A 21,646-nucleotide genomic window follows, 5' to 3' on the forward strand; every position below is an offset into this window, starting at 1 on the left:
GGCACCCGGCACCTGGCAGGCCCCTAGCGCCTGGCAGGCCCCTTGGCGCCTCGGCAAGCCGCGAACCCGGCAAGCCTCCTGGCGCCTTTGGCAAGCGTTCCGTCCCGTTCCCAGTCAATCCACCAGCCTCCCGCGACCATTTCTAGTCATCCCCCCAGCCCCTCCCGGACAACGATGTCCTGGGCAGCATCAGCCGGACGCCGTACCACCGGCCATCACTCCACAGGGAGCACCGTGACCGCCGCCTCATCCGCCACTTCCGGCCCCCGCCGCCCCGCCGACGCGGCCCTCGCGTCGCTCGGCCACGCCGCGCCCGCCCCCGACCCCGCCGACGCCTCCGCGCACACCTTCCCCGACGGCGGCACCTGGCGCACCGAGATCCCGTCCGTCGAGGGTCCGGAGGCGCTGGCCACCGTGTTCAAGGAGGCCGGGCGGCTCGATGTGCCGATCCACCGGATCAGCCAGGGCAGCGGCGTGTGGATGCTCACCGATGCCGAGATCACCGAGATGGTGGAGTCCTGCGCCGAGCGGAACGCCGAGCTGTGCCTGTTCACCGGCCCCCGCGGCACCTGGGACATCGGCGCCGCCACCCGCTCCGACTCCGGCGGCGGGGGCCTGCGTGCCCGGGGCCATGACGCGGTGGCCGGATGTGTGGAGGACGCGCTGCGCGCGGCCTCGCTGGGCGTGAAGTGCCTGCTGGTCGCCGACGAGGGGGTGCTGTGGCTGCTGAGCCGGCTGCGGGAGCGCGGTGAGCTGCCCGCGGACACCACCTTCAAGCTGTCCGCGCTGATCGGCCCGGTCAACCCGGCCTCGTTCGCGGTGTACGAGCGGCTCGGTGCCGACTCCATCAACATCCCGTCGGATCTGACGCTGGAGCACCTCACCGAGATCCGCCGGGTCTCCCGCGCCCCGATGGACTTCTACGTCGAGGCCCCGGACGACCTCGGTGGCTATGTCCGGCTCTACGACGCGGCGGAGCTGATCCGGCGCGGCGCCCCCATCTACCTGAAGTTCGGGCTCAGCAAATCCCCGGGGATCTACCCGTACGGCGCGCAGCTGCGGGACGTGGCGCTGAACAGCGCCCGTGAGCGGGTGCGCCGTGGGCGGCTCGTACTCGACCTGCTCAGCCGGCTGGGCGCGGACGGCGGGATGTCCCCGCTCGGTTCCCGGCTGCCGGGTCCGCTGCGGCGGTTCGCCGCCGACGCGGACCACATCGATTCCTGACGTCCCGAAGCAACGACGCCCCAGGGAAGGACCCCAACACCATGCGCACGGTAAGAGGAGCACGAGTCGCGGCGATAGGCGCCGGTCTCCTCGCGCTCTCGCTGACCGCCACGGCCTGTGGCCAGGAGGCGGTCGGCGGCAGCCGGTACAGGAGCAAGGAGAAGGGAGGCACGATCGGCATCGCGATGCCGACCAAGTCCTCCGAGCGGTGGATCGCCGACGGCCGGAACATGGCCAAGCAGTTCCAGGCGGCGGGCTACAAGACGGACCTCCAGTACGGCGAGGACGACGTCCGTACTCAGGTGTCCCAGATCGAAAACATGATCACCAAGGGGCACCGGCTGCTGGTGATCGCGCCGATCAACGGCGGCGCGCTCTCCGACGTCCTGAAGCAGGCCCATGAGGCCAACATCCCGGTGATCTCCTACGACCGGCTGCTCCTGGGCACCAAGAACGTCGACTACTACGCGACCTTCGACAACGAGAAGGTCGGCCGGCTCCAGGGCCAGTACATCGCCGACAAGCTGGGGCTGTCCAAGGGCCGCAAGGGTCCGTTCTCCATCGAGCTGTTCGCCGGGTCCTCGGACGACAACAACACCAAGTACTTCTTCGACGGCGCGATGAGCGTCCTCAAGCCGTACATGGACAAGGGCGAGCTGGTGGTGCGCTCCAAGCAGACCAGCCTCAACCAGCTCTACACCGAGAAGTGGAGCGGAAGCGCCGCCCAGGACCGCATGGAGGACCTGCTCAACAAGGCGTACAGCAGCCGTGATGTCGACGCGGTGCTCTCGCCCTACGACGGCATGTCCATCGGTATCCTCTCCGCGCTCAAGGGCGTCGGCTACGGCACGAAGGACAAGCCGTACCCGGTGGTGACCGGACAGGACGCCGAGCTGGCCTCGGTGAAGTCCATCATCCGCGGCCAGCAGACGCAGACCATCTACAAGGACACCCGCAAGCTGGCGAAGGCCACCGTGGACATGGCCAAGGCGAAGCTGACGGGCGGCAAGCCCCCGGTCAACGACACCAAGTCGTACGACAACGGTGAGAAGGTCGTGCCGACCTACCTGCTCAACCCGGTCAGCGTCGACAAGTCCAATACCCAGGTGCTGGTGGACCAGGGTTACTACACCGCGTCACAGCTGAAGTAGGGCGGGTCCGGGCTATGAGCGACACCATTCTCGAACTGCGCTCGATCACCAAGACCTTCCCCGGTGTCAAGGCGCTCTCCGATGTCAACCTCCGGGTCCGCAAGGGCGAGATCCACGCCCTGTGCGGGGAGAACGGCGCGGGGAAGTCCACCCTGATGAAGGTGGTCAGCGGGGTCCATCCGCACGGCAGCTACGAGGGCGAGATCCTCTTCGAGGGCCAGTCGTGCGCCTTCAAGGACATCCGGGCCAGCGAGCAGCGCGGCATCGTCATCATCCACCAGGAACTGGCGCTGATCCCCTACCTGTCCATCGCCGAGAACATCTTCCTCGGCAATGAGCACTCCCGGCGCGGCCTCATCAGCTGGAACGAAACCCTGAAGCACGCCACCGCGCTGCTGCGGCGGGTCGGTCTGACGGATTCGCCGCAGACCAGGGTCACCGACATCGGCGTGGGCAAACAGCAGCTGGTGGAAATCGCCAAGGCGCTCTCCAAGGAGGTGAAGCTGCTCATCCTGGACGAGCCGACCGCGGCGCTCAACGACGAGGACAGCGGCAAACTCCTCGATCTGCTGCTGGAGTTCAAGGCGCAGGGCATCTCCTGCATCATCATCTCCCACAAGCTCAATGAGATCCGCCGGGTCGCCGACTCCGTCACCATCCTGCGCGACGGCCAGACCATCGAAACCCTGACCGTCCGGGAGACCCCCGAGTCCGACCCCGAGGTCTCCGAGGACCGCATCATCCGCGGCATGGTCGGCCGCGACCTCGACCACCGCTTCCCCGACCGCACCCCGTACGAGGGGGCGGACGCCTCCGACGTGGCGCTGGCCATCGAGGACTGGACCGTCCACCACCCCATCGACCAGCAGCGCAAGGTCGTGGACGGGGTGTCGCTGAACGTGCGGCGCGGTGAGATCGTCGGCATCGCCGGGCTGATGGGCGCGGGCCGCACCGAGCTGGCCATGAGCGTCTTCGGCCGGGCGTACGGGCGGTACGCGGGCGGCCGGGTGTTCCGGGACGGCCAGGAGGTCCGCACCCGCACCGTCCCGGAGGCCATCGACCACGGCATCGCGTACGTCACCGAGGACCGCAAGACGTTCGGCCTCAATCTCGACGACACCATCAGCCGCAATGTCTCGCTCTCCTCGCTGCCCAAGGTGGCGCGCCGCGGCGTGGTCAACGAGCACGAGGAGTCGCGGGTCGCCGAGCGGTTCCGCACCACCATGAACATCAAGGCCCCCACGGTCTTCGAGCGGGTCGGCCGGCTCAGCGGCGGCAACCAGCAGAAGGTCGTCCTCAGCAAGTGGATCTTCGCCGGTCCCGAGGTGCTCATCCTCGACGAGCCCACCCGTGGCATCGACGTCGGGGCCAAGTACGAGATCTACACGGTCATCAACGAGCTGGCGGCGCAGGGCAAGGCCGTCATCTTCATCTCCTCCGAGCTGGGCGAGCTGCTGGGGATGTGCGACCGGATCTACACGATGGCGGCCGGGCGGCTGACCGGGGAGGTCCCCCGGGGCGAGGCGACCCAGGAAGTTCTGATGCGCCATATGACGAGGGACAGAGGAGACGAAGGATGAGCACGGCCACCGAGAAGACCGAGAGCCCGGCCCCACCGCCGGCCGAGGGCTCCCCCAGCGTCGGGACGCTGCTGCTGGAGAGCATGCGGTCCAATATGCGGCAGTACGGGATGCTGGTCGCGCTCGCCCTGATCATCGTCATCTTCCAGATCTGGTCGGACAACATCCTGCTGCGGCCGCTGAACGTCACCAACCTGGTGCAGCAGAACGGCTACATCCTCATCCTCGCGATCGGCATGATGATCGTGATCATCGCGGGGCATATCGACCTGTCGGTCGGCTCGCTGGTCGCCTTCATCGGCGCGGCGGCCGGCGTGATGATGATCAAACACGATATGCCGTGGGGCCTCGCGGTCGTCCTGTGTCTGCTGCTCGGCGCGGTGGCCGGGGCCTGGCAGGGGTTCTGGATCTCCTACATCGGCATCCCGTCCTTCATCGTCACCCTGGCCGGCATGCTGGCCTTCCGCGGCGGCACCCAGATCCTGCTGGACGGGCAGTCCCTGTCGCCGTTCCCCGACGGCTTCGAGAAGATGAGCACCGGCTTCATCCCGGAGATGGGCCCGTACACCCAGTACCACAACCCCACGATGGTGATCGGCCTCGTCGTGTGCGCGGCCGCCGTCTGGCAGGAGTGGCGCTCCCGGCAGCAGCGGGCGGCCTATGAGCTGGACGTGGTGCCGCTCGGGCTGTTCTTCGTCAAGTGCGCCGCGATCGTGGTCGCCGTGATGGCGTTCACCATGACGCTGTCCAGCTGGCACGGCGCGCCGTACGGGCTGCTGGTCCTGGCCGTGCTCTTCGTGCTGTTCAGCTTCGTGATGCGCAACACCGTGGTCGGGCGGCATGTGTACGCCCTCGGCGGCAACCAGCCGGCGGCCAAGCTGTCGGGTGTCCGGGACAAGCGCATCACGTTCATGGTCTTCGTCAACATGGGTGTGCTGGCCGCGCTCGCCGGTCTGGTCTTCGCCGCCCGGCTGGGCTCCGCCACCCCCAGCGCGGGCCTCAACTTCGAGCTGGAGGCCATCGCCGCCGCGTTCATCGGCGGCGCCTCGGCCAGCGGCGGTGTGGGCACCGTACTGGGCGCCATCATCGGTGGTCTGGTGCTCGGCGTGCTCAACAACGGCATGTCGCTGGTCGGCATCGGCACCGACTACCAGCAGGTGATCAAGGGACTCGTACTGCTGGCGGCGGTCGGTTTCGACGTCTGGAACAAGCGCAAGGTCGGGTCCTGACCCCTAGCCTTATGGAGCCGCACATGACCACGAGCAGACGCACGGTGATCACGGCTGCGGCGGCGGCCGGACTGGCGGCCTCGGCCGCCCAGACCGGCACCGCCCACGCCAAGGGCAGAGGAGGAGCGGTGAGCGAGGAGAGCGCCACGGGCGGAGGAGACTCCGCGGGCACGGGAGGCGCGGTGAAGGAACACTTCGGCACGCTCGCGGACGGCACGGAGGTCGACCGCTGGACGATCGAGAACGGCCGCACCCGGCTGCGCGTGCTCAGCTACGGCGGTGTCGTCCAGGCCCTGGAGATCCCCGACCGCCACGGCCACCGCGCCAATGTCTCGCTCGGCTTCGCCGACCTGGACTCCTACGTGGCGAACAGCCCGTACTTCGGCGCCCTCATCGGCCGCTACGGCAACCGCATCGCCCGCGGCACCTTCACCCTGGACGGCGAGACGTACCAGCTGCCGGTCAACGACGGGCCGAACAGCCTGCACGGCGGCGACAAGGGCTTCGACAAGCACGTCTGGTCCGTGGAGCCGTTCCGCAAGGGCGCGGAGGTGGGGCTCACCCTGCGCCGGGTCAGCCCCGACGGTGAGATGGGCTACCCCGGCACGCTCACCGTGCGCGTGGACTACACGCTCACGGCGGCCGGCGACTTCCGCATCGACTACGAGGCCACGACCGACAAGGCCACGGTCGTGAACCTCACCAACCACACGTACTACAACCTGGCCGGGGAGGGCAGCGGCTCCGTCTACGGCCACCGGCTGGAGATCGCCGCCGCCCGCTACACCCCGGTCGACAAGACCCTCATCCCCACCGGCGAACTCGCCAAGGTGGCCGGCACCCCGTTCGACTTCCGCCGCGCCAAGGAGATCGGGCGGGACATCCGTCAGGCGCATCAGCAGGTGCTCTACGGACAGGGGATCGACCACAACTTCGTGCTGGACAAGGGCATCACCAGCCGTCCCGAGCACTTCCTGACGGTGACCGAGCCGGAGTCCGGCCGGGTGATGAGGATCGCCACGACCGAGCCGGGCGTGCAGTTCTACACCGGCAACTTCCTGACCGGCACGTTCGCGGGCACGTCGGGGCGGGTCTACCGGCAGGGCGACGCCTTCGCCCTGGAGACCCAGCACTTCCCCGACTCGCCGAACCAGCCGTCGTTCCCGTCGACGGTGCTGCGGCCGGGGCAGACGTACCGGTCGACGACGGTGCACTCGTTCTCGACGCGCTGAGCGGCTCCGCCGCGCGCGGCACCGCTGTCCCCGCCCGCCCCGCGCTCCCTCCCGGAGCGCGGGGCGGGCCCTGTCGTAGGCCGGCGGGGCCGTACCCCGTGGGGGGCGGGCGCTCGTACCCCGGGGGCGGGCCCTCGTACGCCCGCGGGGCGGCCCCCTCGTACCCCCGCGGGGCGGCCCACCGCACCCCGGTGGGAGAGGCCGTCGCCCCCGGGGGGGGCACCACCACACCCGTCATGCCCCAGCCACCACCACCTTCCCCGCGCCCCACCCGAAGGGACCTCGTATGAGACCGATACGCACGCTCCTGGCCCTGGCCGCCCTCCCCCTGGCCCTCACCGCCCCCGCCGTGGCCGCGCCGAGGGCCGACGCCACCCCCACCGTCGAAGAGCAGCGGCTGGACCGGGCCGCACCCCAGGAGATCCTGCGCCGCAGCGGATTCGACGACGTGGCGCCGGACTTCGCCCGTGCCCTGGCGGGCACGGACTCCGCCGCCGAGGCGGAACGCGTGATCACCCGCGAGGGCCGCGCCGTGTGGCGGCGGGCCGTGGACCGGGTACAGGGGCGCGGGCCCGCGGGCGGGGACCTCAGCCGGGACGACGACCGGCCGCTGTACTGGGCGCGGCTGGGGATGACCCGCGCGCTCGGCCAGTGGCAGCCGGACTTCACGCTCACCGAGGCCCGCCGCGCCGCGCTCCTCGCCACGCTGGAGCGCACCTCACGCGGCCAGGACTCGCTCGATCTCCCGGCCGGTACGCACATCAAGCGGATCGTGGTCACCGGCTTCGACCCGTTCCAGCTGGACGCCGACGTACGCCGCTCCAACCCGTCCGGCGCGGCGGCGCTCGCGCTGGACGGGACGACGATCCGTACGGACGACGGCCCGGCCCGGATCGAGACGGCCGTCTTCCCCGTCCGCTGGGCGGACTTCGCGGACGGCACGGTCGAGCGGACACTGCTGCCCGCCTTCCGGTCGGGCCCGCGCCGGGTGGACGCGTTTGTGACCATCAGCCAGGGCCGGGTGGGCCGGTTCGACGTCGAGCGCACCAACGGCGCCTGGCGCGGGGGCTATCCGGACAACGCCAACGTCTCCCGGACCGAGACCGTGCCCGTCCCGGCCGGTGTGCCGACCCCGCGTCCGCAGCCGCAGTGGACGACGACCACCCTCCCCTACGACAAGATCGTCGCGGCGGACACCGGTCCGGTCCCGGTGTACGACAACACCACCGTCACCGAGATCCCGGCGGGCGCCACCGCCCCGGTGGTGCGGCCGGACGGCCCGACGCCCGGTTCGACGGCCCGCGCCGGCGGTGGCGGCGACTACCTCTCCAACGAGATCGCCTACCGCGCCACCCTGCTGCGCGACGCGGTCGGCCTGAAGGTGCCGGGCGGCCATCTGCACACGCCCGTCCTGGAGTTCGGCCCCGGTAACACCGACCCGGCCACCGGCCAGGTCACCGACCCCGACTTCGTCCGCGACCGCGAGGCCATCACCGCCCAGGTCCGCTCGATCCTCACCGTGGTGGCGGATACGGCGCGCTGACGCCGCGGCGCCCTACGCCCCGTTGAGGGCGCCCGCCGGGCCCGCCGCGGTCTCGCCCTGCGGGATCTCCTCGTTCTCGCCCGTCAGGTCGCGTACGAGCAGGGTCCCGCCCGCGACGGCGCCCGGCATCAGGAAGACCGCGACCAGGGGGAGGAGGTAGAGGAGGGCCAGAGGAACGCCGAAGCCGAGGCTGAGGAGGCGGCGGGAGCGGAGCATGCGGCGGCGCTCCGTGAGGAGGACGCCCCGGCGCAGCAGGGCGATCGAGGTCACCTCCTCGGTGAGGAAGAAACCGGTCACGCAGAAGGCCAGCACGGGGACCACGGTCTGGCCGACGGCCGGGATGAAGCCGAGCGCGAAGAACAGCACGCTCCACAGGGTCACGCGGATGAGCAGCGCGATGGCCTCGCGCAGGCCGATCCACAGCTCCGCCCAGACCGACATGCCGGAGTCGGGGACCGTACCGCCCTCGGAGCGGTCGACCTGTTCGGAGAGCGACTCGTAGAAGGGCTGGCCGACCAGGAGGGTGACCGCGGTGAAGCTGATGATGGCCAGGAAGAGGCAGGTGGCGACGAAGAGGATCGACAGGGCGCCGCGGAAGACGCCGAGCCAGGGCGCGGACCAGTCGTCGGCGAAGGGCGTGGCCCAGGCGATGACGTCATCGGTCCAGAAGAAGAGGACGACGAGGGCCGCCGCGTAGCCGACGACGGTGATCAGGGCGGGGATCATCCCGAACCCCCACCATCTCCCGTGCCGGGCCACCCAGCGTTGTCCCTTCAACAGATAGCCGAAGCCTCTCGCAAGATCACGCATGGGCCGAGCCTACTGGCCTGGGAGGGGGCGAAAGGGACGCCGAGTTTATCGATCTCGTCACCGGTGGTGAACGCCGTCGAGAAGCGTCACTGTTCCGGCCCGGGTGTGGTCGTGGCGGTGGGGTGTGCGGAGTCGGCCGGGCCGGCGCCGTGGGCGGAGACCGTGGCGAGGCCACCGAGGGCGAGCGTCGCGGCGAGGCCCGCGGCGACCGCGGCCGGCCAGCGGCGGTTGCGGGCGGTGAGGGATACCAGGGAGGTGCTCAGGGCGCCGCCGGCACCGGTGACGCCGCTGATGTGGTCCGGTGTGCCGTGGTCGGGCATGAGGCGCATGGGGGGAAGGCGCATGGGGGGAAGTCCTCTCATCCGGAGGGTCTCCACACGGGAGGGGCGGTACCGCCCCGGCAGACAGCAGCCATTCCCGAAGAAGCTAGTAAGCGCTTGCGGCACTGTCAACTTCCGTCACCCGCACGGCAGTTGGCCGGTATGAGGAGTTGACGGAGGTCGACTTTGCCGAATTGACAGACGTCCCACAGGAACCACCCCTACCGTTCCATGCTCATGACAGACTTATCCTCCGCGCCCATCGGGCGCCGCAGAGTACTGGTCGCCGGAAGCGCCGCCGCCGCGGCCATCGGAATCGCCGGGGCGACCACCGCCGCCGCCCGCCCCGAGGCGGCCTCCACGGCCGATACGGCCACCACGGCAGCCGGAACCGTCGACGCCGCCGCCATCTGCACCCTGACCAAGGAGCTCACCGAGGGCCCGTACTACCTCGACCACGCCCTCGTGCGCTCCAACGTCACCGAGGACAAGGCGGGAGTGCCGCTCCAGCTCGCGCTCACCGTCGTGGACACCGCCACCTGCGCACCGCTGAACAAGGCGCTGGCGGAGATCTGGTACTGCGACGCCCTCGGTGAGTACTCCGGCTTCGTCGGCAACAACGGCCACCAGGAGCCGGACAACGGCAGGTTCCTGCGCGGCGGCGTGCTCACCGGCACCGACGGGGTGGCCAACCTCACCGGGATCTACCCCGGCTGGTACCGCGGCCGCTGCGTCCACATCCACCTCAAGGTGCACACGGGGGTCACGCTCACCTCCGACGGCTCGTTCACCGGGGGCAACGAGATCCACACCGGTCAGCTCTTCTTCGACGAGAAGATCACCGAGGCGGTGGCCAAGGTCTCGCCGTACTCCACCAACACCGTCCCCCGCACACCCCTGTCCTCCGACGGCATCTACGGCAACGGCGGCACCGCCGCCGGGCTGCTCGCCGTGACGGCGCTGGGCAGCACCCCGTCCGCCGGTTACCGCGCCACGCTCACCGTCGGCGTCGACCCGGACGCCTGAGCCGAGCGCGGTCCGCGGTCCCCCGCCCCCACGCGCCCCGCCCGGCATCCCGGGCGGGGCTCTTCACGGCAGTCGTCGGGGCATCCGTGCCTCCGGACTCAGGCCAAACGCACCACGTTCCACGACATCGGTTCGAGCGTGGTGCGCAGGGCGCCGTCCGTGAGCGCGGTGCCCTCGCCGGGATGCGGGGTGACGCGCTCGGGGTCCGTGAGGGTGTTACGGGCCTCGGGGTCGGCGTCGGCGAGGACGGTGTGCTCGACCACGCGGGTCACCGGCAGGCCGTGCAGGGTGATCTCCAGCGGCAGGGGGCGGTGCTGGTCGCGGTTGACCGCGAAGACCGTCACCGCGCCGGTGGACTCGTCGAGCACGGCGGTGGCGTGCAGCAGCGGGACCTCGCCGTAGGCGGCGGTCTCGTACGTCGGGCTGTCGACGTTGACCTGGAGCACCCTCCCCCGCCCGTGGGCCGACGCCTGCGCGAAGGGGTAGAAGGTGGTCTGGCGCCAGGCCGGGCCGCCCGGCTCGGTCATGATCGGCGCGATGACGTTGACCAGCTGGGCGAGGCAGGCCACGGTGACGCGGTCGGCGTGCCGGAGCATGGTGATGAGCAGCGAGCCGAAGACGACGGCGTCGGTGACGGAGTAGTTGTCCTCCAGGAGACGCGGGGCCTCCTCCCAGTTGGGCGGTTCGGCGTTCTTGTAGTGGGTCTGGTACCAGACGTTCCACTCGTCCAGGGAGAGGTTGATCTTCTTCTTCGACTTCAGCCGGGCACCGACGTGATCACACGTGGCCACGACGCTGTCGATGAAGGACTCCAGGTCCATGGCCGAGGCGAGGAAGGAGTCGCGGTCGCCGTCGCGCTCCTCGTAGTAGGCGTGCAGGGAGATGTAGTCCACCAGGTCGTAGGTCTCCTGGAGGACCGTCGCCTCCCAGCTGGCGAACGTCGGAATCGACTGGTTGGAGCTGCCACAGGCGACCAGTTCCACATCCGGATCGATCTGCCGCATCGCGCGGGCGGTCTCGGCGGCCAGCCGCCCGTACTCCTCGGCGGTCTTGTGGCCGGTCTGCCAGGGGCCGTCCATCTCATTGCCCAGACACCACAGCCTGATCCCGTACGGGTCCTTGTCGCCATGGCCGACCCGGAGGTCGGCGAGGGCGGTGCCGGAGGGGTGGTTGGCGTACTCCTGCAACTCCAGGGCCTCGGCGACACCGCGGGTGCCGAGGTTGAGCGCCATCATGGGCTCGCCGCCGACCTTGCGCACGAAGTCGATGTACTCGGAGAGGCCGAACCGGTTGGTCTCGGTCGACCGCCACGCCAGGTCGAGCCGGCGGGGCCGCTCCTCGACCGGCCCGACGCTGTCCTCCCACTTGTAACCGGAGACGAAGTTGCCCCCGGGATACCGGATGGCGGTGACGCCCAGCTCACGGATCAGCTCAAGAACGTCGGTACGGAGCCCGGCCTCGTCGGCGGCGGGGTGGCCCGGCTCATGGATGCCGGTGTACACGCACCGTCCGAGATGCTCGACGAACGAGCCGAAGAGGCGGGGGTTGACGTCCCCGACGGCGAAGGCGGGGTCGAGGGTGAACCGGGCGGAAGCGGTCTGCGGCATGGCGGCCCATCTCTTCAGGAGTCGCGGCAAAGGGGGGAGTCGCGGCAAACAGGGAGTCGCGGCCATTCGACATCTCGACCAGCGCTCGTTTCTTCGAACGTGACCGTAAGATCTCGCCGCCGGGTGCGTCAATGGCGGCGGAGGTGGTGGAGGTTGGGGGGCGAGCGTTGAGGTCGGGACTGCTGGGCGGCTGGACCGCTCGGCGTTCTGAACTCCGGCTCGGCCGCCTCCAAGCTGCGCATGAGCCGGGACCCGCCGGCTTCCGGGGCTGACGGGGTGCCTCGTTCCCGCAACCTGGTTGTTTCATGAGTCAGCCGAGATATGGCCGGTCGCGGTGTTCGAGGAAGTGGCGGAGTCGGAGCCGCTGTGTGTGATGCATGGGCAACTCGGCGAGTTCTTCCGGCGAGACGAACCGTAGTTCCGTGGACTCATGGGAGACCGCGAGTTGGCCGCCCACGATACGGGCGGTGAAGCAGACGTTGAACTGCCGGCGGACCTCGCCGTCCGTGTAGGCGATCACGTGACGCGGGTCGGTGTATGTGCCGACCAGCCCGGTGACCTCTACGTCGAGTCCGGTCTCTTCCTTGACCTCACGGACAGCCGTTCCCGGTAGGGAGTCGGCCATCTCCATGCCGCCGCCGGGCAGTGCCCAAAGATCATTATCTCGGCGGCGCTGAAGCAGGATACGGCCGCTCTCGTCGGTGACGACAGCGGACGCGGCGACAACCAAACTGTTCGGCTCGGGTGCGTCCGGATCGTCGTAGTACTCGGTCCGCGCCATGCGTCAGCCCACCTGTACCGGTGCCGCTGTCGCCCATACGGCGTCGAAGCTCTGGGCGTACGTGTCGAACATGCCGCCCTCGCCGTGTCGGCGCAGGTGCCAAACGGGCGCGCCGTACGCGTTGACGCCCCAAACGTGGGCGTTGACCATGATTTGATCATCCGCGCGGTACAGCGAGTTGTAGAGGGTCGTTCCGTGCGTCCGCACCTCGACGCCCGAGGTACCGATGAGGGGGCGGTAATGCAGGAGGGCGAGCCGACAGCGGGACTCGATGCCGTGACCGAACTTCTCTTCCTGGCCGCGCTGCTGGACGTTGGGACTGTCGGCATCGCCGACCGCGATCCGTACGGCGCAGCCTTGGGCGGCTCGTTCCCGTAGAAGATCGTTGAGGCGGGGGTACGCCTCGTGGAGGAAGACGGCGGCGTACACGAGCACATCGATCCGTTCGCGGGCCTGCGTCAGCATCTCCGCGAACGTGGACACGGGGATGTCCGCGCGCTGGTCGTAGAGCGCCACGAGCTCGGGGCTGACCGCACGGGCGGGGCGCGCTTGGCGTAGCGCTGGCCATAGGGCGTGCACGTCTTCTCCTAAGGGTCCACCTCGACCTTTTCCGCGAGGGTGGCGTACGTCCAGCCTCCGGAAGCCATGAGGGACGTTTTACCCAACGCGGGACGTCCAGAAGTGGGGTTTAGGGAGGTTCCTACGTCTTGGTCACAGCGCGATGATCGCGAAAAGACTCCCGCGACCGCGCATGAGCGGCAGTGCGGGACTGCCGGGCACGGTGTGCAGGCGGTGGCGCTGTGAGCGTGCGTCCCCGTTTGCTGCCGTGGCGCGGCCCTGCGGGGCAGCGATGCTATCTGGTGTCGGATGAGGACGGTGAGGGGTATCTGTCGCGGCTGGCTGACGAGATGGAAGCGGTCCAGCTTCAGATGGGCGCTGAGCTCATCGGCCATGCCCGTCTGATGCTCGGCGACCGGAAGGTGGACGTCCGTGAGCTCCGCTACCTCTCGGACCGTCTGATCGAGGCGTTGGAAGATGCGCTGCGGATCGCGGAGAGTCGCGGCGGGCGTCTGCCGGTGCCCGGCTCAGACGGAGGAGGGGCGCGATGAGTGAGGTGTCAGGAGGCTGGCAGGTGGGTCCGGCATCGGGGCGTGGCCTGCGTCGAGGGAGAGACGGTCGGCTTGAGCTGCCGCTGCACGTGCTCCGACCTGGTCACACATCGTTGGTATCGATGGTGCTGACGGTCGTGGAAGCGGAGCAGTTGCACGCTGCCTTGTGCTACGCGCTCGGCGGCGAGCCTGCGACACATGACGCGCCGGAGTGCCGTCAGCCCGCGGCTCGGTCGGGTGCGGATTTCGTCTCGCACCTTCGGCGCATGTGAGCAGAGGCGACGGAGGTGGGGGCGCGGCGGCGAGCGCCGGGTCCGTCGGTGTGGGCGCCAGTGGCGGCTTCCATGCTCGGTAGTCGGGTCCATCCGGACTGCGGGCGGCCCTCTCGGTACCCCCCTCAAAAGCGTTTGACCTGACGCAACTAATTTGTCAATCAGTTTCGGGGGGGGACCCACCCCCCTTGCTGTCCGGCACCGGCCTCGGCCCCCGGCCACGGAAGCCGCCACCGGGCCCTGCCCCACCGGCCCGACGCCCGGCGACGCCGCCGCACCCCCCACCCCCTGCCCTGCTGCTCAATTGCGCCGAAGGCGCGAGACGAAGCCCGCACCCGACCACGCCGAGCACCCCAACCGCCTCGCCCCGCCCTCTACAGCGGGCGGAGGTCGCTGCTGGTGGAGAGCCTCAGGCGCACCTCCTGTTCCTCGTCCCCCGCCACCACACCCTGCTGCCGCACCTCGAAGGCGTGGGACAGGACGTCCGCCATCTGCCGCACCTGGCTGGGGCCGCCCTGGAGTTCGGCGGTGACGGGTGCCGTCAGGGAGGCGGGCCGTGGCTCTCCGCGCGTATCGGCCACCTCGAACGTGGAGGTCCACACCGTGGGCCGCCCCTCCGTCGCGTCCTGCGGAAGATCGGCGAATGCGTCGTCGGAGCGGTAGCACGTGCGCAGGACACCGAAGACGGCCTCGGCGTCGTCCCGCGAGATTCCGCTCAGCGCCACCAGCACCTGTCCGGCCGTCGTGGACATGGGGGCCACCTTCCTCGTTGATCTCGTTCAGCGTTGTTCCGTCTCATTCGGCCTATGCCGAGGTCTACGGCCTATGCCGAGGTCTACGGGTACCCGCCGGCCTCGCCCGCATCACCTCATGAGCGATCCCTTGACCCGTCCCACCGCCGCCTCTACCGTGCGGCCGACGTTACGGAAACGTTCCGGAACTTTTCGGAGCCGAGAAGGGAAGTTTTCGTGCTCACATCGGTCCGCACCGCCCTCGTCGGCGCACTCGCCGCCGCGCTGATCCCGTTGGCCACGCCGTCCGCCACCGCGGCACAACCCCCTGGCGGCACCGTGGATTTCGGGAAGCACCTCCAGCCCATCGACGGTTTCGGCTTCTCCCAGGCGTTCCAGCGCGCCGACCTGATGCACGGCGCGCAGGGTCTGACGCCCGAGCATCAGCGGGAGGTCCTGGATCTGCTGCTGAACCGCGCCACGGGTGCCGGGCTGAGCATTCTGCGGCTCGGCATCGGCTCGTCCTCCGACGAGGTCTACGACCATATGAAGTCCATCCAGCCCACCGACCCGGGCGGTCCGGACGCGCCACCGCGCTATGAGTGGGACGGCGACGACGGGGGCCAGGTGTGGCTGGCCAAGGAGGCGCGGCGGTACGGCGTCCAGCGCTTCTACGCCGACGCCTGGAGCGCGCCCGGCTATATGAAGACCAACGGGACGGACGCGAACGGCGGGACGCTGAAGGAGGAGTGGCGACGGGCGTACGCCGACTACCTGGTGCGGTACGCGACGTTCTACCGCCAGGAAGGCGTGCGGATCACCGACCTCGGCTTCACCAATGAGCCGGATCTCGCCACGTCCTACGCCTCGATGCGGTTCACCCCGCGGCAGGCGGTCGACGTGGTCAAGGCGATCGGCCCGGCGGTACGGCGGGCCGGGATCAACCTGGTGTGCTGCGACGCGGCCGGATGGGACGAGCAGGCGGCGTTCTCCGCCGCGATCGAGGCGGACGAGGAGGCGGCGGCCCAGGTCGCGGTGCACACGGGCCACCCGTATGTGACCCCCTCCGACCAGCCCCTCCCGACGAGCCGCCGCACCTGGATGTCGGAGTGGAGCCCCAATGGCACGACCTGGAACGAGGCATGGGACGACGGCAGCGGGTACGACGGCTTCGCGGTCGCGGAGGCGATCCACACGACGCTCGCGGACGCGGGGGCGAGCGCGTATGTGTACTGGTTCGGCGCGTCGGTGGGCGCCACCCGGGGACTGATCCAGCTGGACGGCCCGGATTACCACGTCTCCAAGCGGCTGTGGGCCCTGGCCGCGTACAGCCGTTTCATCCGGCCCGGAGCGGTACGGGTGGCGGCGGACTCCGGGGCGGAGGGATTGCGTACGACCGCCTTCCGGAACCGCGACGGCCAGCGGGTGCTGGAGATCCTCAACACCGGTGAGGGCCCGGCGCGGGTGGATTACGCCCTGCGTGGAGCGGGCGGCGGGGACGCGCGGGGCGCGGTCTACCGGACGGATGACACGCATGCGCTCAGCCGGGTCGGGACCGCGCGGGTGCGCGGCGGACGGCTGGCGGCCGAGCTGCCGGGGCGTTCGCTGACGACGGTGGTACTGCCGTAAACGAGCGGTCCGGCGCTCCCCGCCATGCGGTGGCGGGGAGCGCCGGACCGGTGCGTCGGCTGCTCCTGTGATCCTGTGGACGTCAGTCCTCGAAGGCGACGATCATCTTGCCGGTGTTCTCCCCACGGAGCATCCCGAGGAAGGCCTCCACCGCGTTCTCCACACCCTTGGCGACGGTCTCCCGGTAGTGCAGCTTGCCCTCCCGGATCCAGCCGCCGACCTCCTCGAAGAACTGCGGCTGGAGATGCTGGTGGTCCGCGACCAGCATGCCCTGAATGCGCAGCCGCTTGCCGATGACCAACGCGAGGTTGCGCGGGGCGGGGGTCGGCTCGGTGACGTTGTACTGCGAGATCATGCCGCAGACGGCGATCCGGCCGTGCACCTTGAGGCGGCCGATGGCGGCCTCGAGGTGCTCACCGCCGACGTTGTCGAAGTAGACGTCGATCCCGTCGGGTGCGGCCTCCTTCAGCTGCTCGGCCACCGGGCCCTTCTTGTAGTTGAACGCCGCGTCGAAGCCGTACTCCTCGAGCAGCACCCGGACCTTCTCGTCGCTGCCGGCGCTGCCGATCACCCGGGAGGCGCCCTTGAGCTTGGCGATCTGGCCGACCTCGCTGCCGACCGCGCCCGCCGCACCGGAGACGAAGACCGCGTCGCCCTCCTTGAAGGACGCGACCTCCAGCAGCCCCGCGTACGCGGTGAGTCCCGGCATGCCCAGCACCCCGAGGTAGGCGGGGAGAGGGGCGGTCTCGGGGTCGACCTTCACCGCGCTCTTGCCGTCCACCACCGCGTACTCACGCCAGCCGCCGAAGTGCAGGACGTGGTCCCCGACGGAGACGCCGTCCACGGTGGAGGCGATGACCTTGCCGACCGCGCCGCCGTCCATCGGCTGGTCCAGCTGGAACGGCGGCGTGTACGACTTCACGTCGTTCATGCGCCCGCGCATGTACGGGTCCACCGACATGTAGAGATTGCGGACCAGCACCTGATCGGGGCCCGGCTCGGAGACCGGGGCCTCGCGCAGCGCGAAGTCCTCCGGCTTCGGCCACCCCTCGGGGCGGGCGACCAGGTGCCATTCACGGCCGGTGGTGGGGATGACGGACATGAAAAGGGGCCTCTCCTAAGCTTCAGCAGTTGAAACAATCATGCTGCTTGATATTTCAGGGTGTCAAGTAAATGGGTACCCTGGTGACCATGACGTCCCGCATCGACCCGCTGACCCTCGAGGTCGTCGAGCTCATCGGCACCATCGTGGCCCGTTATCACCAGGAATACGAGGAGGCGGCGGCCAAGCACTCCCTGACCGGCGCACAGGCCCGGGTGCTGGGCCTGCTGTCCGGCGGCCCGACACCGATGCGCCGCCTCGCCCAGCAGCTGAAGTGCGAACCGTCGAACGTCACCGGGATCGTGGACCGCCTGGAGTCGCGCGGCCTCGCCGAGCGCCGCCTCGACCCGGCCGACCGCCGGGTCAAGCTCGCCGCGGCCACCGAGGCGGGCCGGGAGACCTCCGAACGGCTCAGGGGCTCGCTCGACTTCGCCCGCGAACCGCTGGCGGAGCTCTCGGACGAGGAGCGCACGGTGCTGCGCGACCTGCTCAAGCGGATGCTGGGCGTGGCGCCGTAGCGGCCCCTGGACGGCCCCTGGGCCCCTTGGCTAGACGCACCACCACAGGAAGCAGCTTTCCGTGGCCGTCGAGGTCGGCGTCGGTTCGACGGTCGCCGGGTCGGTGGGCCCGGGGTGCGACGGGGAGGTGGGCCGCTGGGTCGCGCCGGGGCCGCCCGGGGCCGGGGCGGAGGCGTCCGGCGGGTCGGAGGAGGAGTCGTCCGGATCGGCCGAGGCGTCGCCGCTCCCGTCCTCGGACGTCTCGCCGCCCTCACCCTCGGCCTCGTCCCCGGACGGGTCGCCGTCCTCATCCTGGCCGTCGCTCCCCGCCGAGGGGGCCGCGCTCGGGCCGCCCGCGTCCTGGCCGCCCGACTCGGCGGAATCCGTCGCCCCGCCGGTGCGGTCGGCCGCCGGCTCCCGCTGTCCGGGCGCCGGGGAGGACTCCCGCCAGTGCCCCTCGGTGGCCAGCTCGGCCACGAACAGCGCGGCCAGCACCGGGCCGAGCACCGCCGCCAGGATCGTCACCCGGCGCCCCCGCCCCCGGCGGGCCCGGCGCGCGCGGCGGCCGATGAGGCCACGGGACTTGGGCTTCCGGCGCGAGGCACGGGAGGCACGCGAGGCGACGGGAGTGGCGGAAGAGCCGGGGGCGGCGGGAGAGGCGACCGGAGAGCCGGGGGACGCCTGCGTGCCCGCGTCCGCGTCCGGTGCGGCGAAGGCCGGCCCGGGGTCCTCGACGGGCGTCCCGCAGTCGGGGCAGGAGAGGGCACCGCCCAGATAGCGGTGGCAGGCAGAGCAGTAATCCATTTCGCGGGCAGGTTATGTGACCAACGGATAGGCCAGCAGGCCGCGGGGTGTGAGGATCCTGTGCAAAGAACCGTACGAACGCCCTCGTCAGCCCCTCCCCCGCCGGTGTCCGGCGCCCGCGCGGCCCCGCCCGGCCCCGCCCCGCCGTCGCTCAGCCGGCGAAGGCGGGTTGCGCCAGTCCCTGTCCCGCGCCCTCGATGACCAGCAGCGACCCGGCGAGCGGCGGCGCGGCGGCGCCGAGGCCGACCCGTGCCGAGGTCAGATACAGATCGCGGAGGTCCGCCCCGCCGAAGGCGCAGGCGGTCGGGCGCGGGAACGGAAGCTCCACCACCCGATCGAGTGTCCCGTCGGGGGCGTAGCGGCGGATCGCGGCGCCGTCCCACAGGGCGACCCACACCGCGCCGTCGGCGTCCACGCACAGCCCGTCCGGGAAGCCCGCACCCTCCTCGATCTCGACGAACGGCCGGCGCCCCGAGACCACCGGACCGTCCGCGCCGTCCGCGCCGTCCGCCACGTCGAAGACGTCGATACGGCGGGTGGGGGTGTCGATGTAGTACATGCGGCGGCCGTCCGGGCTCCAGCCGATGCCGTTGCTGACCGTGACCCGCGGCAGGAACTCCGTACGGGAGCCGTCCGCCCCGATCCGGGAGAGCGTGCCGCCGCCGGTCGCCTCGTCGTAGCGCATGGTGCCCGCCCAGAGCGAACCGTCGGGCGCGACCGCGGCGTCGTTGCCCCGGCGGCCGGGGACCGCCTCGCGCAGCAGCCAGCCGAAACCGCCGTCGGGCCCGTACACCCCGATGCCGTCGCGGAGGTTGACCACCAGTCCGCCGCCCGCGCGGGGCTTGGCCGCGCCGACGTGCTGCTCGGTGACCAGGGTGGTGCGGCGGCCGGTGGCGGGGTCGTAGCCGTGGACGCGGGAGGAGAGGATGTCCACCCAGATCAGCCGCCGGGCGGCGGCGTCCCAGGTGGGTCCCTCGCCGAGCACGGCGTGCGCGCGCACCGCGATCTCGAGCGACGGCCGCGTGCTCATATGTCCCGCCTCCGATGCCCCAGCCGTACCGACAGTTCCGCCGCGCCCTTGGCCGCCAGCTCCTCCAGCTCGGCCTGGCGCTCCTCGCTCCAGCGGATCGTCGGCACCGAGATCGACAGCGCCGCGACCACCTTCCCGGTGGAGTCCCGTACGGGAGCCGCCACGCAGTTCACATCCGGGTTGGACTCCCGCTGCTCGACCGCGACGCCGCGCTCGCGCACGGTGGCGAGGTGGCGGCGCAGTTCGCCGGGGGAGGTGATGCTGTTGTCCGTCATCGCGGCCAGCGGCTGGTCGTCGGGCAGCCGGGCGTCCAGGGCGTCCTCCGGGAGGGAGGCGAGCAGCATCTTGCCGACCGAGGTGCAGTGGGCGGGCAGCCGGCGGCCCGCGGCCGAGACCATGCGGACGGCGTGGGTGGAGTCGACCTTGGCGATGTAGATGACGTCGGCGCCCTCGAGGATGGCGACGTGCACGGTTTCGTCGCAGGTCTCGGCGACGGTCCGGGCCACCTGCCGGCCCTCGGCCGCCAGGTCGAGCTGTTCGGCGTAGCGGCTGCCCAGCTGGTACGGCCGCACCCCGAGCCGGTAGCGGCCGGGCTGGTCGGGTACGTGGACCAGGTAGGAGCGGGCGGCCAGGGTGGTCACCAGCTCATGGACCGTCGTACGGGGCAGTCCCAGCCGCCGGGTGATCTCGGGGGCGGAGAGCGTGCCGTCTCCGTCCAGGAAGAGCTCGAGTATGTCCAGGGCCCGTGTCACCGCGGGCACCAGGCGTCCCATAAGTACTCGCCCTCCGCTTCTGGTCCGGATGCATATGGTTCGCGCGCAGATGTTCGAGATCCCGGCCGATGGCCGGTAAACCGAACACAGGTTACGCATAGCCGTCTTCCTCCGGCAATGGTCCGGCAAAGGCACGATAGGAACCATGGATTCCGCACCGGACTCGTTCCCCACCCCCTTCCCCTTCGTCCTCGTGCTGCTGCGGCGGATGGCCGATCATCAGCCGGGGCTGGTCGAGGACGCGCTGCGCGAGCTGGGCTTCGGGCGTTCGGTGATGCGCGAGGCCAACCGCCGCTGGCAGGCCATGCGGCACGCGTCACGGCGGCGCTCGGCGGTCGCCCGCTACCGCGCCGTGCTGGGCCCGCCCGAGTCCACCGCCACCCGCCGGATCGGCGATCTGACCTGTGAGGCGCTGAGCTGGTCCGTGCCGCTGTGGCCGGATCTGCGGTTCGAGGTGCTCACCGCGCCGAACGGGGCGGTGTGGAACGAGTGGCTGGTGCGCGCCCCGGGCGCGCCCGGGGCGACGTTGCGTACGGCCGCCGATCTCGTGCCCTGGTCCTGCACGGTGGACGAGGTGGCGCGCGCCTTCGCGCCCGCGCGGCCGATGGAGGGCTCGGCGCCCACCCGCTGGCGGCTCGCCTTCGACGCATGGGACGGAGAGCACGGGGCGAACGGGGCGAACGGGGCAAACGGCGAACTCCGCCACTATGTGGCGGAGTTCACCTGGGGATTGCTTCAGCGCGTGGAGAACGTCAGGCCAGCTTCGCCGACAGCGTGATCTCCGTACCGGCGAGCGCCTGGCTCACCGGGCAGTTCTTCTTGGCGTCCTCGGCCGCCGCGACGAACGCGGCCTCGTCCAGGCCCTCCACCGAGCCCTCGACGGTGAGGTGGATACCGGTGATCCCGGTGCCGGGCTGGAAGGTGACCTCGGCCTGGGTGGTCAGCTGGGTGGGCGGGTTGCCCGCCTGGGTGAGGCCATGCGAGAGCGCCATCGAGAAGCAGCTGGAGTGCGCCGCCGCGATCAGCTCCTCGGGGCTGGTCTTGCCGTTCGCCTGCTCGGCGCGGGACGGCCAGGAGACCGGCTGCTCGCCGATGCCGGAGGAGTCGAAGGTGACGGTCCCCTTGCCCTCGGCCAGGTTGCCCTGCCAGACGGTGTGCGCGGTACGCGTCGTAGCCATGCTCGCTGTTCCCTGCTT

21 protein-coding genes and 1 pseudogene are annotated in these 21,646 nt (G+C 70.6%); 11 read left to right on the forward strand and 11 right to left on the reverse strand.

The window, feature by feature from the left end; translation table 11 throughout:
* Nucleotides 1–234: 234 nt before the first annotated feature.
* The 6 genes from PS467_RS13850 to PS467_RS13875 all read left to right on the forward strand — a co-directional run bounded on the left by PS467_RS13850 (nt 235) and on the right by PS467_RS13875 (nt 7,959).
* Nucleotides 235–1,224 (forward strand): hypothetical protein, encoded by a 990-nt coding sequence (locus tag PS467_RS13850; RefSeq protein ID WP_311035538.1) that lies wholly within the window; start codon nt 235–237, stop codon nt 1,222–1,224.
* A gap of 41 nt (nt 1,225–1,265) precedes the next feature.
* Nucleotides 1,266–2,375, forward strand: a complete 1,110-nt coding sequence (gene chvE / locus PS467_RS13855) for a multiple monosaccharide ABC transporter substrate-binding protein (RefSeq protein WP_311035539.1) — start codon at nt 1,266–1,268, stop codon at nt 2,373–2,375.
* Between the two features lie 14 nt (nt 2,376–2,389).
* On the forward strand, nt 2,390–3,955 hold the full coding sequence (gene mmsA / locus PS467_RS13860) for a multiple monosaccharide ABC transporter ATP-binding protein (RefSeq protein ID WP_311035540.1): 1,566 nt from the start codon (nt 2,390–2,392) through the stop codon (nt 3,953–3,955).
* Nucleotides 3,952–5,184 (forward strand): multiple monosaccharide ABC transporter permease, encoded by a 1,233-nt coding sequence (mmsB, locus tag PS467_RS13865; RefSeq protein WP_311035541.1) that lies wholly within the window; start codon nt 3,952–3,954, stop codon nt 5,182–5,184. The genes mmsA and mmsB overlap by 4 nt, the downstream gene beginning before the upstream one ends.
* A gap of 23 nt (nt 5,185–5,207) precedes the next feature.
* Nucleotides 5,208–6,416, forward strand: coding sequence for an aldose epimerase family protein (locus tag PS467_RS13870; RefSeq protein ID WP_311035542.1), 1,209 nt, complete (start codon nt 5,208–5,210; stop codon nt 6,414–6,416).
* A gap of 286 nt (nt 6,417–6,702) precedes the next feature.
* Nucleotides 6,703–7,959 carry a pyroglutamyl-peptidase I gene (locus PS467_RS13875; RefSeq protein ID WP_311035543.1) on the forward strand — a complete coding sequence of 419 codons (1,257 nt, stop codon included), beginning with the start codon at nt 6,703–6,705 and terminating at the stop codon, nt 7,957–7,959.
* Nucleotides 7,960–7,971: 12 nt separating this feature from the next.
* Here the strand turns inward: PS467_RS13875 and PS467_RS13880 are convergent, their stop codons facing one another.
* A complete protein-coding gene (locus PS467_RS13880; protein WP_311035544.1) occupies nt 7,972–8,769 on the reverse strand; it encodes an EI24 domain-containing protein in 798 nt (265 codons plus the stop codon).
* A gap of 86 nt (nt 8,770–8,855) precedes the next feature.
* On the reverse strand, nt 8,856–9,113 hold the full coding sequence (locus PS467_RS13885) for a hypothetical protein (protein ID WP_311035545.1): 258 nt from the start codon (nt 9,111–9,113) through the stop codon (nt 8,856–8,858).
* A gap of 207 nt (nt 9,114–9,320) precedes the next feature.
* Between PS467_RS13885 and PS467_RS13890 the strand changes: the two genes are divergently transcribed.
* Nucleotides 9,321–10,115 (forward strand): intradiol ring-cleavage dioxygenase, encoded by a 795-nt coding sequence (locus PS467_RS13890; RefSeq protein ID WP_268971812.1) that lies wholly within the window; start codon nt 9,321–9,323, stop codon nt 10,113–10,115.
* 98 nt (nt 10,116–10,213) lie between these two features.
* Here PS467_RS13890 and arfA read toward each other — a convergent pair whose 3' ends face one another.
* From arfA to PS467_RS13905, 3 genes and pseudogenes are all read right to left on the reverse strand, one after another.
* Nucleotides 10,214–11,722 (reverse strand): arabinosylfuranosidase ArfA, encoded by a 1,509-nt coding sequence (gene arfA, locus PS467_RS13895; RefSeq protein ID WP_311035546.1) that lies wholly within the window; start codon nt 11,720–11,722, stop codon nt 10,214–10,216.
* Nucleotides 11,723–12,032: 310 nt separating this feature from the next.
* Nucleotides 12,033–12,503: an NUDIX domain-containing protein gene (locus PS467_RS13900; RefSeq protein WP_311035547.1), complete on the reverse strand. Its 471-nt coding sequence runs from the start codon at nt 12,501–12,503 to the stop codon at nt 12,033–12,035.
* 3 nt (nt 12,504–12,506) lie between these two features.
* Nucleotides 12,507–13,150: pseudogene (locus PS467_RS13905) on the reverse strand (XRE family transcriptional regulator).
* Nucleotides 13,151–13,303: 153 nt separating this feature from the next.
* Between PS467_RS13905 and PS467_RS13910 the strand changes: the two are divergent.
* Nucleotides 13,304–13,612 (forward strand): hypothetical protein, encoded by a 309-nt coding sequence (locus tag PS467_RS13910; RefSeq protein ID WP_311035548.1) that lies wholly within the window; start codon nt 13,304–13,306, stop codon nt 13,610–13,612.
* Nucleotides 13,613–14,258: 646 nt separating this feature from the next.
* Here the strand turns inward: PS467_RS13910 and PS467_RS13915 are convergent.
* Nucleotides 14,259–14,636 (reverse strand): hypothetical protein, encoded by a 378-nt coding sequence (locus PS467_RS13915; RefSeq protein WP_311035549.1) that lies wholly within the window; start codon nt 14,634–14,636, stop codon nt 14,259–14,261.
* Nucleotides 14,637–14,852: 216 nt separating this feature from the next.
* Here PS467_RS13915 and PS467_RS13920 point away from each other — a divergent pair, with 216 nt between their 5' ends.
* Nucleotides 14,853–16,244, forward strand: a complete 1,392-nt coding sequence (locus PS467_RS13920; RefSeq protein ID WP_311035550.1) for a glycoside hydrolase family 30 protein — start codon at nt 14,853–14,855, stop codon at nt 16,242–16,244.
* Between the two features lie 82 nt (nt 16,245–16,326).
* On the opposite strand, the gene PS467_RS13925 is transcribed toward PS467_RS13920, so the two are convergent.
* Nucleotides 16,327–17,346, reverse strand: a complete 1,020-nt coding sequence (locus PS467_RS13925; RefSeq protein ID WP_311035551.1) for an NADP-dependent oxidoreductase — start codon at nt 17,344–17,346, stop codon at nt 16,327–16,329.
* An 89-nt stretch (nt 17,347–17,435) separates the two neighbouring features.
* Here PS467_RS13925 and PS467_RS13930 point away from each other — a divergent pair, with 89 nt between their 5' ends.
* Nucleotides 17,436–17,864 carry a MarR family winged helix-turn-helix transcriptional regulator gene (locus PS467_RS13930; protein WP_268971818.1) on the forward strand — a complete coding sequence of 143 codons (429 nt, stop codon included), beginning with the start codon at nt 17,436–17,438 and terminating at the stop codon, nt 17,862–17,864.
* A gap of 30 nt (nt 17,865–17,894) precedes the next feature.
* On the opposite strand, the gene PS467_RS13935 is transcribed toward PS467_RS13930, so the two are convergent.
* The 3 genes from PS467_RS13935 to PS467_RS13945 form a co-directional block, all read right to left on the reverse strand.
* The gene (locus tag PS467_RS13935; protein ID WP_311035552.1) at nt 17,895–18,647 is read right to left on the reverse strand and encodes an SCO2400 family protein; all 753 of its coding nucleotides are present in this window, start codon (nt 18,645–18,647) and stop codon (nt 17,895–17,897) included.
* A 151-nt stretch (nt 18,648–18,798) separates the two neighbouring features.
* On the reverse strand, nt 18,799–19,677 hold the full coding sequence (locus PS467_RS13940; protein ID WP_311035553.1) for an SMP-30/gluconolactonase/LRE family protein: 879 nt from the start codon (nt 19,675–19,677) through the stop codon (nt 18,799–18,801).
* Complete coding sequence (locus PS467_RS13945; protein ID WP_311035554.1) at nt 19,674–20,450, reverse strand: IclR family transcriptional regulator; 777 nt, start codon at nt 20,448–20,450, stop codon at nt 19,674–19,676. The genes PS467_RS13940 and PS467_RS13945 overlap by 4 nt, the downstream gene beginning before the upstream one ends.
* Nucleotides 20,451–20,595: 145 nt before the next feature.
* On the opposite strand from PS467_RS13945, the gene PS467_RS13950 reads away from it, so the two are divergent.
* Nucleotides 20,596–21,228, forward strand: coding sequence for a hypothetical protein (locus PS467_RS13950; RefSeq protein WP_311035555.1), 633 nt, complete (start codon nt 20,596–20,598; stop codon nt 21,226–21,228).
* Here PS467_RS13950 and PS467_RS13955 read toward each other — a convergent pair.
* Nucleotides 21,203–21,628 carry an OsmC family peroxiredoxin gene (locus PS467_RS13955; protein WP_268971823.1) on the reverse strand — a complete coding sequence of 142 codons (426 nt, stop codon included), beginning with the start codon at nt 21,626–21,628 and terminating at the stop codon, nt 21,203–21,205. The genes PS467_RS13950 and PS467_RS13955 overlap by 26 nt on opposite strands.
* Nucleotides 21,629–21,646 lie beyond the last annotated feature (18 nt).

The sequence above is a fragment of the Streptomyces luomodiensis genome, from assembly GCF_031679605.1.
Lineage (GTDB): Bacteria > Actinomycetota > Actinomycetes > Streptomycetales > Streptomycetaceae > Streptomyces > Streptomyces luomodiensis.

Bases quoted from the DNA above. Each gene is read 5' to 3' on its own strand.
- chvE (WP_311035539.1), top strand. From the start codon at position 1,266: ATGCGCACGGTAAGAGGAGCACGAGTCGCGGCGATAGGCGCCGGTCTC.
- mmsA (WP_311035540.1), top strand. From the start codon at position 2,390: ATGAGCGACACCATTCTCGAACTGCGCTCGATCACCAAGACCTTCCCC.
- mmsB (WP_311035541.1), top strand. From the start codon at position 3,952: ATGAGCACGGCCACCGAGAAGACCGAGAGCCCGGCCCCACCGCCGGCC.
- PS467_RS13870 (WP_311035542.1), top strand. From the start codon at position 5,208: ATGACCACGAGCAGACGCACGGTGATCACGGCTGCGGCGGCGGCCGGA.
- PS467_RS13875 (WP_311035543.1), top strand. From the start codon at position 6,703: ATGAGACCGATACGCACGCTCCTGGCCCTGGCCGCCCTCCCCCTGGCC.
- PS467_RS13880 (WP_311035544.1), bottom strand. From the start codon at position 8,769: ATGCGTGATCTTGCGAGAGGCTTCGGCTATCTGTTGAAGGGACAACGC.
- PS467_RS13885 (WP_311035545.1), bottom strand. From the start codon at position 9,113: ATGCGCCTTCCCCCCATGCGCCTCATGCCCGACCACGGCACACCGGAC.
- PS467_RS13890 (WP_268971812.1), top strand. From the start codon at position 9,321: ATGCTCATGACAGACTTATCCTCCGCGCCCATCGGGCGCCGCAGAGTA.
- arfA (WP_311035546.1), bottom strand. From the start codon at position 11,722: ATGCCGCAGACCGCTTCCGCCCGGTTCACCCTCGACCCCGCCTTCGCC.
- PS467_RS13900 (WP_311035547.1), bottom strand. From the start codon at position 12,503: ATGGCGCGGACCGAGTACTACGACGATCCGGACGCACCCGAGCCGAAC.
- PS467_RS13915 (WP_311035549.1), bottom strand. From the start codon at position 14,636: ATGTCCACGACGGCCGGACAGGTGCTGGTGGCGCTGAGCGGAATCTCG.
- PS467_RS13925 (WP_311035551.1), bottom strand. From the start codon at position 17,346: ATGTCCGTCATCCCCACCACCGGCCGTGAATGGCACCTGGTCGCCCGC.
- PS467_RS13930 (WP_268971818.1), top strand. From the start codon at position 17,436: ATGACGTCCCGCATCGACCCGCTGACCCTCGAGGTCGTCGAGCTCATC.
- PS467_RS13935 (WP_311035552.1), bottom strand. From the start codon at position 18,647: ATGGATTACTGCTCTGCCTGCCACCGCTATCTGGGCGGTGCCCTCTCC.
- PS467_RS13940 (WP_311035553.1), bottom strand. From the start codon at position 19,677: ATGAGCACGCGGCCGTCGCTCGAGATCGCGGTGCGCGCGCACGCCGTG.
- PS467_RS13945 (WP_311035554.1), bottom strand. From the start codon at position 20,450: ATGGGACGCCTGGTGCCCGCGGTGACACGGGCCCTGGACATACTCGAG.
- PS467_RS13950 (WP_311035555.1), top strand. From the start codon at position 20,596: ATGGATTCCGCACCGGACTCGTTCCCCACCCCCTTCCCCTTCGTCCTC.
- PS467_RS13955 (WP_268971823.1), bottom strand. From the start codon at position 21,628: ATGGCTACGACGCGTACCGCGCACACCGTCTGGCAGGGCAACCTGGCC.